A 15,569-nucleotide genomic window follows, 5' to 3' on the forward strand; every position below is an offset into this window, starting at 1 on the left:
CCTGTGTAATTCGTTGTTAAACCTTCTCGCTTAAATGTGCCAGCATATCTGAGGTCATTGAAGTAAGATCGAACTCATGTTTCCAGTTCCAATCCTGTCTTGCACTGTTATCATCAATACTTTGCGGCCAACTGTCAGCAATTTTCTGACGGAAGTCCGGTGCATAATCAATCGTGAAATCCGGAATCTCTTTTTTAATAGCTTCAGCAATTTCTTTTGGTGTAAAGTCCATTGCCGATAAGTTGTAAGCCGATCGTATCTTGATACTGTCGGCAGGAGCCTGCATGATTTCTATTGTTGCACGAATTGCATCGTCCATATACATCATTGGCAGTCTTGTTTCTTCACTTAAAAAACAAGTATATTTTCCATCGCTTAACGCTTTATGGTAAATATCTACTGCATAATCTGTAGTGCCACCCCCAGGAAGTGTAGACCAGCTAATTAAACCCGGATAACGAATACTGCGCACATCTACTCCATAAATGTTATGGTAGTACTCGCACCATCTTTCGCCAGATTGTTTTGAGATTCCGTAAACCGTTGACGGCTCCATTACTGTATACTGTGGTGTATCTTGTTTTGGTGTTGTAGGCCCGAAAACAGCAATACTTGACGGCCAGAATATTTTTTTGATCTTTCCGGCTTTAGCAAGGTTAAGCACGTGGAAAAGTGAATTCATATTAAGGTCCCATGCAAAAGCAGGGTTTTTTTCGGCAGTAGCCGAAAGCAATGCAGCCATAAGATAAACATCTTCAACCTCATGCTTTTCAATTATAGATTCGATTTGATTAAAATCAAGAGCATTTACTACTTCAAACGGACCCGAGGCTACAAATTCCGGCTCTCCCTTTCTAATATCTGACGCTACTACGTTTTCAGTTCCATAAACCTCTCTAAGTTTCTTAGTTAGCTCTGTACCTATTTGGCCACAAGCACCAATGATTAAAATCCTTCCCATAATTTCACATATTAATGCCACAAATATAATGTTTTCAGATTATGAATTTCATTCTGTTATAACGCTGTTATAACATTTTTTTAAAAGATTGTGATTCAGCAACACTTCTAACTGCATTATCCTGAAAATAAAGTGCTTTTTTACATCAAAACGTTTAACAACCGCTTAACTAAAGAATTTACCCATAAAACAACCATATTGGCCTAACATTTGTAAATTTGCTTTTTCAACACTATACCATGAAATACCTGAAAATCATTATGCTTTCCTTTTTGTCGGTACTACTTTTTTCCTGTAAGGATGACGAGCAGCAACGACAGGCAGCAACTCTTAAAGCTCAAAAACAAAACGATTCTATACTTAAAGTCATTAGTGGCAACTGGAACTTTAATGTTCCGCCAATTACACCTAAGGTAGCAGCCCAGATAGGTTCCTGGAACGAATGGGCGCAATTTAATAACGAACTGTCTCAAAAACCAACAGGTTCTATTAGTGCATACAGAACAAAAACCAAGAATCTTGTCAACAAAGCCGATTTACTTAAAAACAATATCCCTGCCTTTTTTGACAAACCACAAGTGCGCAGCCGTATAGGAGTTCTTATTACTAAAGTAAAATCGTTGTACACTTATATTAATATTGATGTTATTCCCGATAAAAAGGTAATAAGCCTCATTAAAGAGGTTACTCACGAAATGACATCTCTCCAGAATCAGTTTGACGAACTTGTTCGCTTTAGCGAAATCCCAAAAGAATTTGGCGAGGAAGAAATGATAAAGGCTTTGGACACTGTACGCAGGGCCAATCCTGATGCTATACCATCTGCAAACACAACATCTCCTGTAAAACCTATTGGCCCGGGAGTATCGAGAAAGCGAATCTAAAACCCGGAACATTACATTGAAACCAGAAATTTTAGAAAAATACGGGCAGTCGCCCAAAGTAAAACAAATCGCAGCTGCGATAGAACAGCGCGAAAACAAAATTCATGTAAAAGGTCTTTTGGGTTCTGCACTGTCTTTTGTTATCGATCCGCTGTTCAGGCAAAGTGAAATACCCTTCCTTCTTATCTTTAAAGATAAAGAAGAGGCCGCATACAATCTAAACGACCTGGAGCAGCTTATCGGCGATCAGGATGTGCTTTTTTATCCGGGATCTTATCGCCGTCCTTATCAGATAGAAGAAACTGACAATGCTAACATTCTGCTTCGTGCCGAAGTACTTAACCGTATTAACTCACGTAAGAAGCCTGCACTTATTGTTTCTTATCCTGAAGCTTTATTCGAAAAAGTTGTAACGCGCAAGGAGCTCGAAAAGAACACTCTTAAAGTGGCTGTGAGCGACCAGATATCTATCGATTTTATAAACGAAGTTTTATTTGAATATGAATTCCGCCGTGTAGATTTCGTTACCGAACCAGGTGAATTCTCTGTTCGGGGTGGTATCGTAGACGTGTTTTCATTTTCCAATGATAACCCTTACCGTATTGAATTTTTTGGAAATGAGGTAGACAGTATCAGAACCTTTGATGTAGCAACTCAACTATCCTTAGAAAAGAAAAAAAAAATCACTGTTATTCCAAATGTGGAGAATAAAACGCTGCAGGAAAAACGCGAAAGCTTCCTGGAATATATTAATGAAAAAACAGTGGTTTTTATTCAGAATACTGAAGCGTTGTTTACTCAAATGGATGTTTTATACAGCAAAGCCAATGAAGCGTTCGACAAACTTTCAAAGGACATTAAGCATGCTTCTCCCGATGAATTATTTCTTAATCAGGAATCGTTTATTAGGAAAGCACTCGATTTTACAATAGTAGAATTGGGTTCGAAAGCTATCTTTAAAACCCAAAAAACTTTCGAATATTACATACAGCCGCAGCCATCGTTCAACAAACAATTTGACCTGCTGCTCACCAACCTTAGCGACAATCACGCTAACGGTATTAAAAATTACATCTTCTGTTCTAATGAGGCTCAGGCCAAACGCTTCCATGATATTTTTGAAAGTCTGGACGAAGCAAATCATGAAAACATCCGTCAGCAGTACAAAACAATTGTTTTCCCTATCTATGAAGGTTTCATTGACGACGAAAATCAGATTGCCTGCTACACCGACCACCAGATCTTTGAGCGTTACCACAAATTCAGTATTAAGAATGGTTACTCTAAAAAAGGTGCCATTTCGCTTAAAGAACTTAACTCACTATCTGTAGGTGATTATGTAACACATATAGACCACGGTATAGGTAAATTTGGAGGTCTGCAAAAAATACAGGTCGAAGGCAAAACACAGGAAGCTATAAAACTGGTATATGCCGATAATGATATTGTTTATGTAAGTATCCACTCACTACATAAGATCTCTAAATACAATGGTAAAGATGGCGCACCACCAAAGATCTACAAATTAGGATCTGGTGCATGGAAAGCGCTTAAACAAAAAACTAAAGCACGTGTTAAACATATTGCTTTTAACCTAATACAACTTTACGCCAAGCGAAGACTCGAAAAAGGATTCCAATACGCACCGGATAGTTACCTGCAGGCTGAGCTTGAATCGTCCTTTATTTATGAAGACACTCCCGACCAGATAACCGCTACCCGCGATGTTAAAGCTGATATGGAAAGCGAACGCCCGATGGATCGCTTAGTGTGTGGTGACGTAGGTTTTGGCAAGACCGAAGTAGCTATACGTGCTGCTTTTAAAGCGGTAGACAATGGCAAACAGGTTGCTATTTTGGTACCTACTACCATACTGGCTTACCAGCATTTCAGAACCTTTACCGAACGCCTTAAAGACATGCCGGTTTCTATTGGCTACGTTAACCGTTTCCGTACAGCAAAACAAAAAGCACAAACACTTAAAGATCTTGCTGAAGGCAAACTGGATATTCTTATTGGTACCCATCAATTGGTTAATAAAAATGTACAGTTTAAAAACCTGGGGCTATTAATCGTAGATGAAGAGCAAAAGTTTGGGGTTAATGTAAAAGACAAGCTTAAAACCATTGCTCAAAACGTAGATACCTTAACGCTTACAGCAACCCCTATACCAAGAACATTACAGTTCTCGTTAATGGCTGCGAGAGATCTATCGGTTATTACTACACCTCCGCCCAACCGTTATCCTATCGAAACCCAGGTTGTAGGCTTTAATGAAGAGATCATTCGCGATGCTATTTCTTATGAAATTCAGCGTGGCGGGCAGGTATTCTTTATTAACAACCGTATTGAGAACATTAAAGAAGTTGCCGGAATGATACAGCGTCTTGTTCCCAGTGCAAAAGTAGGTGTAGGGCACGGGCAGATGGAAGGAAAAAAACTGGAAGAGCTTATGCTTGCCTTTATGGAAGGCGATTTTGATGTACTGGTTGCCACTACTATTATTGAAAGTGGCCTTGACGTTCCAAACGCCAATACCATTTTTATAAATAATGCTAACAACTTTGGATTATCTGACCTTCACCAAATGCGTGGTCGTGTTGGACGAAGCAATAAAAAAGCATTCTGTTATTTTATCACTCCTCCCTATTCTGCAATGACCGAAGATGCCCGTAAAAGAATTCAGGCTTTAGAGCAGTTTAGCGAACTGGGTAGCGGCTTTAATATTGCGATGAAAGACCTCGAAATTCGTGGTGCAGGAGATTTACTAGGTGGAGAACAAAGCGGTTTTATAAACGAAATTGGCTTTGACACCTATCAAAAAATCATGAACGAAGCTATCGACGAACTTAAAGAAAATGAGTTTAAAGATCTTTATGAAGATGTAGAAGGCGAACACGAAAAAGAATATGTAAAAGAGATACAAATTGATACCGACTTCGAACTGTTATTCCCTGATGAATATGTAAACAACATAACAGAACGTCTTAATCTGTATAACGAACTTGGTTCTGTAAAGAATGAAGAAGAACTATTGGCATTTGAAGCTAAGCTTAACGACCGTTTTGGGCCACTGCCCAGACAGGCTCAGGCACTGCTTATAAGTATGCGTATTAAGTGGCTGGCTACCAAAATGGGTATAGAGAAGCTGGTGCTTAAACAAGGTAAAATGGTAGGCTATTTTGTTTCAGATCAGCAGTCTGAATATTACCAGTCAGGTTCTTTTCGTAAAGTATTGCAGTTTGTACAAAAGTATCCTACACTTTCTAAAATGAAAGAAAAACAAACCAAGAATGGTTTGAGGCTATTGCTAACATTCGAGAATATAAAATCACTAAAAAAAGCATTAGAAGTACTGGAAAATGTATTTGAGTAAAAATCAGCATTATAGCTGCAAAACACTGTTGTACTGTGATTTTTAGAAAATCTAATTTTCATAAAATTCACATAAAATTAGACCAAAAATGGTTAAAAATTGGTTAAACTCAAAAAAATGGTTGATTGTTTATGAATCTTCCACATATATTTGCGGGACCAACATTTTATTAATACTACTATGAAAAACCCATTTGTTTATTTACTAATTGCCTTTATGGCGCTTACTTCTTGCTCTAGTGATGATGATAAAGGATCTACAGGGTCTAGAGAAATTAAGTATGAAATTACCGGTAATTACTCTGGAGCAAAGATTGACGTCACGTACACTGAAAACGGTGGAGCAACTACTGCAGAAGCAACTAAATTACCATGGACTAAAACCTTTACTGCCGCTGCCGACACCCATGGTGCAGGATTTAGTGCAGGTGCAGGTGATGCTAAACCAGGCGAAAAAATAACATTAAGTATTTACCAAGGTGGTAAACTTAAAAAATCTCAGGAAGCTACTGCTACTTCAGATGGAATGCTTATAGCTAATGTAACTACAACATTCTAGTCTGGAAAATTATTACTAAAAAGCCCCGCAAATGCGGGGCTTTTATTTTATATATCTTACTCTAATCCTTCCCACCATTTAGCAAATACCTTATCTGTCTTAAGATCTGCTTTTTCGCCTATCATTGGTGTCATTATTGGCATGTTTTGTTTCTCTGCTTCTTTTGTCACTCTAATTATAGGCTCGTCCCAATCGTGAAGTGCCAATGAGAATTTTGCCCAATGCACCGGAAATAGTTTTTTAGCTTTAAGTTCCTGCGCTGCCTTCACCACTTGTTCAGGCATCATGTGTATGTATTTCCAATATTCATTATACTGGCCACATTCTAAAACGGCAATATCAAATGGACCGAATTTCTTCCCTATAGCTGCATAATGTGTGTCATATCCTGAATCACCGCCTAAGTAAATATTCATGGTAGGCGTCTTCACTGCGTAAGACATCCATAGTGCATTATTACGTTTTAACCCACGCCCTGAGAAATGTCTTGCCGGAGTGGTATTCACTACAAACCCACTGCCCAGATCTATCGTTTCATTCCAGTCTCTTTCTTCAATCATTGAAGGATCATAACCCCAAACTTCAAGATGCTCACCGGTACCCAGTCCTGTAATTATCTTTTTCACTTTACCTTTAAGTTTTAATACCGTCTCATAATCCAAATGATCCCAATGGTCATGTGATATAAAAAGAAAATCAATTTCAGGAAGGTCATCAACAGTATATACATCACTACCGGGGAAAGCTTTTGTTGTAAAACTTACTGGCGATGCAGCACCGCTAAAAACAGGATCTATTAACATTGTTTTGCCGTCTATCTGCATAAAATAAGACGAATGCCCAAACCACACTACTATATTTTCGGATGCATCCAAATGCAGTAAATCGGTTTTCTGCGAAGGCAGAACATCTTTTGGTTTATTCCGTTTTGACTTTTTAAAGAAAAAATCTCTCATTACTGTATAATAGCTTACACCTTCAGCCAGATCGGGTGTATTACTTAGGTTTTGAAACTGACCTTCTTTATAGTTCAAGGATCGTTTAATCAGTTCCAGCCTATGACCGGAAGGCAATTTTCCAAATGTTGAAGACTGCAAAAAAAGAACCACCCCTACTACCAGAGTGGCTATTATAATCAATAGTATCATAAATATTTTTTTTATTCTTTTTTTCATTTTGATTTAGTACTCGCATTTTCGTTAGACTGACTAATCACTCTATCTATATTAAAAAAATTAGGAAATCATTGTCCAGAGCATTTCGAAACTATCGTTAATAGTTTTCAACTGCTGTTCTTTAGTAAGTTTTGTTTTGGCTAAATATTGATTAAGTCCAAAAGTATGGCTGGTAAGCAATGTAAGTATAAAATCTACATCTCTATTCTTGATCGCTTTTTCCATAATAGCCTCTTCGATCTGATGGCAGCTTTTACTCAATTGTTTTTTAATCTCTTCAGGTGATAGTAATGCTGCAAAGGGTGAAGTATGAAACTGTTGAATAAAATAGAATTCATCCTTATTTTCTAATGACCATAAAAGTACGTGGGTGAATTGTTCTTTGAACATTTGCTTCGCCTTTTTCCCCGCTGGAACTTTTGTTTCGATATATTCGCCCATGCGGGTTTTTATATCAATATATAAAGAAACAATAAGGTCTTCTTTGGTTTTATAATAATGAAACAGGGTTCCATTGGCTACTCCCGCCTGCTTTGCTATTTTACTTGTAGGAGTTCCATGGAAACCATATTGAACAAACAGCTGCAATGCTGCTGTCAATAGATCTTTACGCTTATCACTTGTAGATTGACTAATCACTCTACAAAGATATATATAATTCTAATATCACAATTATTTTTATTAAAATAAAAAACCCTTCCAAATTGGAAGGGTTAGTAAATTTATATAAGTTATATTTTAGTCTTGCTTAACAATTCTAAAATTCACTTCTTTTGCACCATTTACAGCTTTAACAAAATAAATACCACTTGCAAATGAAGACAGGTCTATAGTAGTTTCTGAAGCATTAACTTTTTTGCTTATTAACAATTGGCCTGCTACATTGTATACACTTATTCCTTCAATATTAGTTCCAGATGTAATAGTAACCAAACCGGTAGAAGGGTTAGGATAATATGAGAAATCTACAAATGCAATTTCATCCAGGCTAAGTGGCTCAAGACAAGTCCTTGAGTTTATAAAATTCATCATTAAATCACGCGGCTGTTGTCCAAAACCATTTAGTAAATTAACTCCAACTCCTGGTACAAGGTGGCAGTAACTCATAATAGTTCCTCCATCTTCATAAGGCACATCACCTTCATCACAACCTTCAGAATATCCAGCCTGAGATCCACAAACATCAATAGGTGTATTATTACCATTCCATGCACAAGCATGTGTGTGAGGCGAACCTAACTGGTGACCAATTTCATGTGTCATAGCCTCAACAGTCCATGAATATACCGGCACGTCCTGGAAAGCAAGATCAACATCACAGTAACTAGCATACTTACCACAAAGTCCTCTTAAGTAAGCAAGGCCTCCTAATCCTCCCGGGTCGATAGCTACTAACTGATTTAGGTCTCCATCCATAAATCCTTTAATATAGAAATTTGAAAGATTAGCATCAGAAGTAAGATAAGTAGCGTAATAATCTACCTGCTGCCATATAAAAAAGCTGCTTAGCGCTACATTAATACCATCATTACTATATAAAGTCTGCATATTATTGAATACAGATGTTATCCAGTTACTAGTTTGATTAAAATTGGAATTATTTTGTTTGAATAAGTCATTATCAAGTTCAAAATAAATACCAACTGCATATTGCTGATTGGCTAATGTTCCATTTACTCCATTACCATTTTTTGGTGTAACTGCCTCTGTATCTGCCACACCGCAGCTAAATGGATTTTTTATTTTTAACAGTTTATCTGAATACACAATATATTCTGACAAGTTGTTTTCTTTACGCAGTTTGTCAACAACAAGGTTGCCCAATTTTAGGGTAGAAATCATTCCATTCATTTCTTCCTTAAAAAAGTTAAACGTAGCTAATGAGTTACGATCATCTTTTAAGATACCTCTATAGTGAGCACCTTTTTCATAATAAACATTCTTTCCCTCACTTGTATCTACATGAAAGTTAGGTTTGAAAATATCTACGCGATACAACTGTACAGTAAGAACACCTCCATCATAAGGAATATTAACCTCAATGTTTTCAGGTTTAGCATCTGCTATTTGCTTTACAATCTCACTATTAATGGTAGTGTAAGTAGCATTCTCTACTACTGTTGTTTTAGGCTTAGCATTTTTATCAATACTAAGAGGTGAAAAACGGCTAAATGCCGTGTTGCTAGAAACAAGTGCCTCTACATTGTCTGCCACTTTGTGCTGAGCATAAAAAGGTAGCGCACAGAGCACCCATACCAGGGTAATGATTTTTTTCATAAATTGTTTTTTTTCATTAAAATCTATACGTTTTTTTGGTTTAATAGGTTTATAGGTAAAAATTGGTATGGTTTATTAAATAGGTTTATAAGTTCTTAAGGTCTTTTATTACCTTAAAAGCAAGATCTACTTCCTGTTCACTTACTAAAATTGTAAATTCATAAGAGGTAGAGATCACTTCGCATATAATGATACCTTCCCACGCAAGACGTTGAAATATATAATAATATACTCCTGGTGTAGAAATATTATCCTTAGGAAGTTTCACAGTAATTGAAGCAAGATTATCTGTACGTTCAATTTGTTTTTCATCGGCAAAAAGCCTGTCTACTATAGCGTTCATAGAAGAACTAACTACAATATTGGTTTCATTTACACCCCGTGAAGAGGTATAAAATACTTCGGGGTTAGCATTAATATTAGATATTAACTCGCCCTGTTTGTTAAGAATAGAATCAGACACAGCAAAGGTATAATCTGTAAGCGATGAGCGAACAGTAATTTCGCCAATGGCTCTTAATACTTTAACGATTTTATGGTTTACCCTAAAATCAAGATCTTCAGAAAGTCTTTTAAGTGACATAACTACAGCGCCCTGCTTAACATCTTTTCCCAATTCCTGCTCCAATTCAGGCATCATATTACGGGCTAATGATGTAAGATTAATTATGCCCTGCGACAGTGCGCTTAACAAAAACGGTTTAGTTTTTATGTAGTGTTCCACTACCGAAGAAATTGTTTTCATAGCCTAATTAGTTGAGTATCTCGCTGTTTTTAGGAAACAAATATACAAACTAAAACAATTTGTTAAATATTTAACATTGTAAAAGTGTGAAAAATGCTTTTTTTTTGGTGTTAAATTATTGGATTATATTTAAATATCCAAAATAGTAAAGAATCACCTAATTTATTTTACTCCCGAAAATTAATTGTTTTTATCGTTATCCTGAACGTTTTATCAGAAAAAAATAATGCGTTAAAAATAAAAAAAGGCATCCTGAAGATGTTCAATTTCGAAAGTCTTATTGTTCTTGAATACAGAAACAATGTCGAATCTTACGTCTACATCAAGATCGTTTTGTATAATATATTCGTTTACAGCCTTTACAAGCAACTGGATTTTCTTCGGATTAACAAAGTCCTGAGGCTGTCCAAATTCGATAGACGAACGCGTTTTTACCTCAACAACAGCTAAAATATTACCTTTTTGGGCGAGTATATCAATTTCTGCCTTTTGAAACACCCAATTGGTTTGCAGTATATGGTAATTGTCTTTTTGCAGGTATTCTACGGCAAGTTCCTCACCCAGCTTACCTAAGTCATTATGCTCTGCCATTAGTCGAATGTGATTTTAGCACCTTCGGTTCTTACATCCAGCGTTACCAGTTTACCAAAAACCAAAGCCCTGTTGTCTTTTATATGTCCTGCCGGAAAATTAAAGCAAATAGGAATTTTATATTCTTTCGTAATATCCTGAATGATCTCCAGCGCGTCATGACCCCACGGAATATCATTATCACGCATCTTGGTCATTCCTCCTATTATTATTCCTTTTACATTTTTAAAATAATTGTTGCGCTCCAGGTTCATCATCATACGGTCTATGTGGTACAGGTATTCATCGAGGTCTTCTATAAAAATGATCTTCCCTTTATAATCGGCTTCAGAAACCGATCCTATAATACTATAAAGTACCGAAAGATTGCCACCTATCAGTTCGCCCTGTGCCTTACCTGTTTTGTTAAACGCATGAGCCGGAATTGTATATTCAAGCTTACCTCCAAATATTCCTTTCCTAAAACTCTCTATAGCCTCAGGCGTGGCATTAGCAACACTTATACAGGCAATAGAATGTAATGTTGCAATATCAAGATTATTAATGTGACTGTGTAGTACGGTAACATCGCTAAAACCAACAATCCATTTTGGACGCTGCTTAAACTTTGTAAAATCCAGGCGGTCTATCATTCGCACGGTGCCATAACCGCCCTTAGCACTCCATATTGCTTTTATGGAAGGATTGTCCAGCATCTGCTGAAAATCGGTTGCGCGCTGCCAATCGGCGCCAGCCAATTGATTGTTATCTAATCCTACTGTTTTACCAATTACAACATTAAGCCCCCAGCTTTTTAACAACTTTATAGCAGGTTCTAAAGGAGCCATATCTACTTTTCTGGCTGTAGCCAATATACCAACCGTATCGCCCTTTTTTAGGTAAGGCGGAATTTTTACAGAATTTTGTGCTTGTAGGAATAATGACAAGAGTAACAGTACTAATAAAAAGATCCTTTGCATTGCTCAATTTTGGTTTATAACAAACTTAACGAAAAAAAATAGTCCAAGCCATAAACATGATTGTCTTTGCTTCCAAAAGAATTTAACAAAACACTTTCAAAATAGTGTAATTCGGGCAATTAGTGGCAAAAAAATAACGTGAATAATTCGTACTTTTGTATTTCTAATTAAATGAATCAAATGTTACAAGATCCAAAAAGATATACTGTTACTGCTGCATTGCCTTATACAAATGGCCCAATACACATAGGTCACCTTGCCGGTGTTTATGTTCCTTCAGATATTTATTCCCGTTTCCTGAGACTTCAGGGTAGAGATGTAGCTTTTATTTGCGGAAGCGACGAACACGGTGTAGCCATATCTATGAAAGCCAAGAAAGAAGGTATTACGCCACAGGAAGTGATAGATAAATACCATGCTATCATCAAACAGTCTTTTGAAGATTTCGGAATCTCATTTGATAACTACTCCCGTACATCGGCAAAAATCCATCACGATACGGCATCTGAATTTTTCAGAAAGTTGTATAACGATGATAAATTTATTGAAGAAGTAACAGAACAATTATACGACGAAGAGGCACAACAATTCCTAGCCGACCGTTTCGTTATTGGAACCTGTCCTAAATGCGGTAACGATGAAGCTTATGGTGACCAATGCGAACGTTGTGGATCTACACTTAACGCGACCGATCTTATCAATCCAAAATCCACTATATCCGGAAGCAAACCGGTATTAAAAAGCACCAAACACTGGTTCCTGCCTCTTGACCGCTATGATGCGTTTTTAAGAGAGTGGATACTGGAAGGTCATAAAAACGACTGGAAGCCTAACGTTTACGGTCAGGTAAAATCATGGTTGGATGACGGCCTTAAGCCTCGTGCTGTAACCCGTGATCTTGACTGGGGTATTCCTGTACCTGTAGAAGGTGCCGAGGGTAAAGTACTTTATGTTTGGTTTGATGCGCCTATCGGTTACATCTCTTCTACAAAAGAATGGGCACATCGTGAAGGTAAAGACTGGGAACCCTACTGGAAAAGTGCCGATACTAAAATGGTGCATTTTATAGGGAAAGACAATATTGTATTCCATTGTGTGATATTTCCAGCTATGCTTAAAGCAGAGGGAAGCTATATACTACCGGACAACGTACCGGCAAATGAATTTTTAAACCTGGAAGGCAATAAGCTATCTACGTCTAAAAACTGGGCGGTATGGTTACACGAATATTTAATCGATTTCCCGGGTCAGCAAGATGTGTTGCGTTATGCACTAACATCTAACGCTCCCGAAACAAAAGACAATGATTTTACCTGGAAAGATTTTCAGGCAAGAAATAACAATGAACTGGTCGCTGTTTTTGGTAACTTTATTAATCGCGTGGTTGTACTTACTAACAAGTACTATGAAGGTGTTGTACCTCAACCAAACGAGTTTACAGATATTGATGAAGCTACACTTACAGAAATGCGTGCTTACCCGGCTGTTATAGCATCGTCTGTAGAGCGTTACCGTTTTAGAGAAGCATTGGGCGAGCTAATGAATCTTGCGCGTCTTGGTAATAAATACCTGGCAGATGAGGAGCCTTGGAAAGTAATTAAAGAGAACCCGGCAAGAGTACAAACACAAATGTACGTTGCATTACAAATATCGGCTGCGCTTGCTGTATTGTCTGAGCCATTCTTACCGTTTACCGCTGCTAAGCTTAAAGGCATCTTAAAAATGAACAGCGTTCCAACTGCAATACAAACATTAGGTATTGTAGAAGAAACATTAAGCTTTAATGATGCGCTTACAGCTCCAAAAGAATTGTCATGGAATGATATTTCTCTTAAAAGCGATCTTTTATTAGCAGGCCATCATATCGGCAAAGCCGAATTGCTTTTTGCTAAAATTGAAGACGAAGAGATCCAAAAACAAATAGAACGTTTGGAAGCGACTAAAACCGCTAACATTGCAGAAAATAAAAAAGCAGAACCTCAAAAAGACCTTATCACTTATGAGGATTTCTCTAAAATGGACATCCGTACAGGAACCATTATTGAAGCCGAAAAAATGCCAAAAGCCAACAAGCTTTTAGTACTTAAAGTAGATACAGGTATTGATGTTCGCACAATTGTATCGGGTATTGCAGAAAGCTTTACTCCGGAAGAAGTAGTAGGCAAACGTGTTACCGTATTGGTAAACCTTGCTCCTCGTAACCTTCGTGGCGTAGAAAGCAACGGTATGATCTTAATGACACAAAATGCTGAAGGCAAACTGGTTTTCATTAACCCGGATACTGACGGCGTAGGAAATGGCGAAGTTATTAGCTAACTTTATCTTTCTAAAATCTCAAAACGGCTTCTTTTATAGAAGCCGTTTTTGTTAAACAAAGCATCATGAAAAAAAGAACCTCCTTTCTGTTTTTTATAGCAATACTGGCTCTACTGTTTGTAATTACCGATATCTCCCTCTGGTTTATGGTAAGCAGTAACACAACAACTTTTGATGATGCAAAACACCAATACTTAAATAATTATCCTTCCTCATTACAAAATGCCCAGCTGCTTACTGCTATTTCAATAATCTTATTGGTGTTTTCAGGCACTGTATTTCTTAGTGCTTCAAAAACCAAATCGCTTAAAATAATAGCTACAATAATGGGAATAGTAGCCGTACTGCTATTAATGTGGAAAATTTTCTCTTTAATGTAATATGCTACCAATCGCCTACCATCCTATTTACAAACACCCGTTACCTGAAGGTCATCGTTTCCCGATGATAAAATATGAACTGCTGCCCCAGCAACTACTGCATGAAGGCACAGCTGTAGCAAGCGATTTTTATGAACCCGGACTTCCGGACATGAAACACATACTAGCTGTTCACGACAAAGAATATGTAGATCATTTGCTTAACCTTACCTTAGATCCCAGAGCTGTTCGTAAAATAGGTTTTCCATTATCCAACGAATTAGTAGAACGCGAACTTCGCATTGCACAGGGCACGATTTGGGGAATTCACAAAGCACTCCAGCATGGCATTGCCTTTAATATTGCCGGAGGTACCCATCATGCATATAGTGACAGAGGTGAAGCTTTCTGCCTGCTCAACGATCAGGCTATCGGTTCGCAATACCTCATCAACACCAAACTTGCTAATAAGGTACTCATTGTAGATCTCGATGTACATCAAGGGAATGGTACTGCCGAAATTTTTACCGGAAATAATGATGTCTTTACTTTTTCCATGCACGGCAAAAGCAATTATCCTTTCAAGAAAGAAATATCAGATCTTGATATTGCCCTGCCTGATACTACCGGAGATGATGAATACCTGTCTATCCTCCGTGAAACACTACCTAAACTTATAGACGAACAAAAACCCGATTTTATTTTTTACCTCAGCGGTGTAGACATACTGGCAAGTGATAAACTGGGTAAATTGGGCTGTACGCTTAATGGCTGCAAAGAGCGCGATGAATTTGTTCTCTCGCTATGTAAAAAATTAGAGATGCCTGTACAGTGCAGCATGGGTGGCGGCTATAGCCCCGATATAAAGGTGATTATCGAAGCACATGCTAACACCTATAGAATTGCAAAAAACCTTTATGTATAATTAACCCCAGTTATATTCCAAATTTGATAGTTTCCTGTAAAAAAGAACTAAGGCAATTACCTCTAATCTGAATGTAAATTGACCATCTAGTAATGTTAATAGAAAGGATATAGCGCAGGCAACGATTCCAAAAACAGCACAAATTTTACCCCATCCAATGGCTTTATCCTTTTCAAACCAAAGCATATAACCTATCAATCCGTTTAAAATAAATATAAGGTATATAACAAACAGCGAATAGGGAAAAAATTTAGTGGAATCAAATCCGTAGAAGGATAGACTAGGCACCTGTCCAAACAAAAGTTGTATTGGTGTTAAACAGGCAATAACAGCAAGCACCATGAATACCCAACTAAAGAATTTAATCCACCCGGGTAATAATTCCCTTCTGTTTATTGATGTACTATTTTCAAATTCGTCAAAATTATTATTCATAAGTAGTT

At 37.3% G+C, this 15,569-nt stretch carries 14 protein-coding genes; 6 read left to right on the forward strand and 8 right to left on the reverse strand.

Going from position 1 to position 15,569, the window contains the following annotated elements; all coding sequences use genetic code 11:
• Positions 1–16: 16 nt before the first annotated feature.
• Positions 17–964: an L-threonine 3-dehydrogenase gene (locus EPI11_RS10425; RefSeq protein WP_128390083.1), complete on the reverse strand. Its 948-nt coding sequence runs from the start codon at positions 962–964 to the stop codon at positions 17–19.
• Between the two features lie 236 nt (positions 965–1,200).
• Here EPI11_RS10425 and EPI11_RS10430 point away from each other — a divergent pair, with 236 nt between their 5' ends.
• The 3 genes from EPI11_RS10430 to EPI11_RS10440 all read left to right on the forward strand — a co-directional run bounded on the left by EPI11_RS10430 (position 1,201) and on the right by EPI11_RS10440 (position 5,779).
• Positions 1,201–1,845 carry a hypothetical protein gene (locus EPI11_RS10430; RefSeq protein WP_128389912.1) on the forward strand — a complete coding sequence of 215 codons (645 nt, stop codon included), beginning with the start codon at positions 1,201–1,203 and terminating at the stop codon, positions 1,843–1,845.
• 16 nt (positions 1,846–1,861) lie between these two features.
• Positions 1,862–5,221, forward strand: a complete 3,360-nt coding sequence (mfd, locus tag EPI11_RS10435) for a transcription-repair coupling factor (RefSeq protein ID WP_128389913.1) — start codon at positions 1,862–1,864, stop codon at positions 5,219–5,221.
• A gap of 180 nt (positions 5,222–5,401) precedes the next feature.
• Positions 5,402–5,779, forward strand: coding sequence for a hypothetical protein (locus tag EPI11_RS10440; protein WP_128389914.1), 378 nt, complete (start codon positions 5,402–5,404; stop codon positions 5,777–5,779).
• A 56-nt stretch (positions 5,780–5,835) separates the two neighbouring features.
• On the opposite strand, the gene EPI11_RS10445 is transcribed toward EPI11_RS10440, so the two are convergent.
• The 6 genes from EPI11_RS10445 to EPI11_RS10470 all read right to left on the reverse strand — a co-directional run bounded on the left by EPI11_RS10445 (position 5,836) and on the right by EPI11_RS10470 (position 11,526).
• On the reverse strand, positions 5,836–6,954 hold the full coding sequence (locus EPI11_RS10445; protein ID WP_128389915.1) for an MBL fold metallo-hydrolase: 1,119 nt from the start codon (positions 6,952–6,954) through the stop codon (positions 5,836–5,838).
• 60 nt (positions 6,955–7,014) lie between these two features.
• Positions 7,015–7,593 carry a TetR/AcrR family transcriptional regulator gene (locus EPI11_RS10450; RefSeq protein ID WP_128389916.1) on the reverse strand — a complete coding sequence of 193 codons (579 nt, stop codon included), beginning with the start codon at positions 7,591–7,593 and terminating at the stop codon, positions 7,015–7,017.
• A 99-nt stretch (positions 7,594–7,692) separates the two neighbouring features.
• Positions 7,693–9,231, reverse strand: coding sequence for a zinc-dependent metalloprotease (locus EPI11_RS10455; RefSeq protein WP_128389917.1), 1,539 nt, complete (start codon positions 9,229–9,231; stop codon positions 7,693–7,695).
• Positions 9,232–9,316: 85 nt separating this feature from the next.
• On the reverse strand, positions 9,317–9,976 hold the full coding sequence (locus tag EPI11_RS10460; RefSeq protein ID WP_128389918.1) for an aspartate kinase: 660 nt from the start codon (positions 9,974–9,976) through the stop codon (positions 9,317–9,319).
• 231 nt (positions 9,977–10,207) lie between these two features.
• Positions 10,208–10,567 (reverse strand): YraN family protein, encoded by a 360-nt coding sequence (locus EPI11_RS10465; protein ID WP_128389919.1) that lies wholly within the window; start codon positions 10,565–10,567, stop codon positions 10,208–10,210.
• Complete coding sequence (locus EPI11_RS10470; RefSeq protein ID WP_128389920.1) at positions 10,567–11,526, reverse strand: S66 peptidase family protein; 960 nt, start codon at positions 11,524–11,526, stop codon at positions 10,567–10,569. Before EPI11_RS10470 ends, EPI11_RS10465 begins: the two co-directional genes overlap by 1 nt.
• A gap of 180 nt (positions 11,527–11,706) precedes the next feature.
• On the opposite strand from EPI11_RS10470, the gene metG reads away from it, so the two are divergent.
• The 3 genes from metG (at position 11,707) to EPI11_RS10485 (ending at position 15,126) form a co-directional block, all read left to right on the forward strand.
• Complete coding sequence (gene metG, locus EPI11_RS10475; protein WP_128389921.1) at positions 11,707–13,842, forward strand: methionine--tRNA ligase; 2,136 nt, start codon at positions 11,707–11,709, stop codon at positions 13,840–13,842.
• Positions 13,843–13,907: 65 nt separating this feature from the next.
• Positions 13,908–14,222, forward strand: coding sequence for a hypothetical protein (locus EPI11_RS10480; RefSeq protein ID WP_128389922.1), 315 nt, complete (start codon positions 13,908–13,910; stop codon positions 14,220–14,222).
• Between the two features lies 1 nt (position 14,223).
• A complete protein-coding gene (locus EPI11_RS10485) occupies positions 14,224–15,126 on the forward strand; it encodes a histone deacetylase family protein (RefSeq protein WP_128389923.1) in 903 nt (300 codons plus the stop codon).
• Here EPI11_RS10485 and EPI11_RS10490 read toward each other — a convergent pair whose 3' ends face one another.
• Positions 15,127–15,561 (reverse strand): hypothetical protein, encoded by a 435-nt coding sequence (locus EPI11_RS10490; protein ID WP_128389924.1) that lies wholly within the window; start codon positions 15,559–15,561, stop codon positions 15,127–15,129. It abuts the gene before it with no gap.
• Positions 15,562–15,569: the final 8 nt, after the last annotated feature.

It is taken from the genome of Flavobacterium cerinum (genome assembly GCF_004028155.1).
In the GTDB taxonomy this organism is placed as follows: domain Bacteria; phylum Bacteroidota; class Bacteroidia; order Flavobacteriales; family Flavobacteriaceae; genus Flavobacterium; species Flavobacterium cerinum.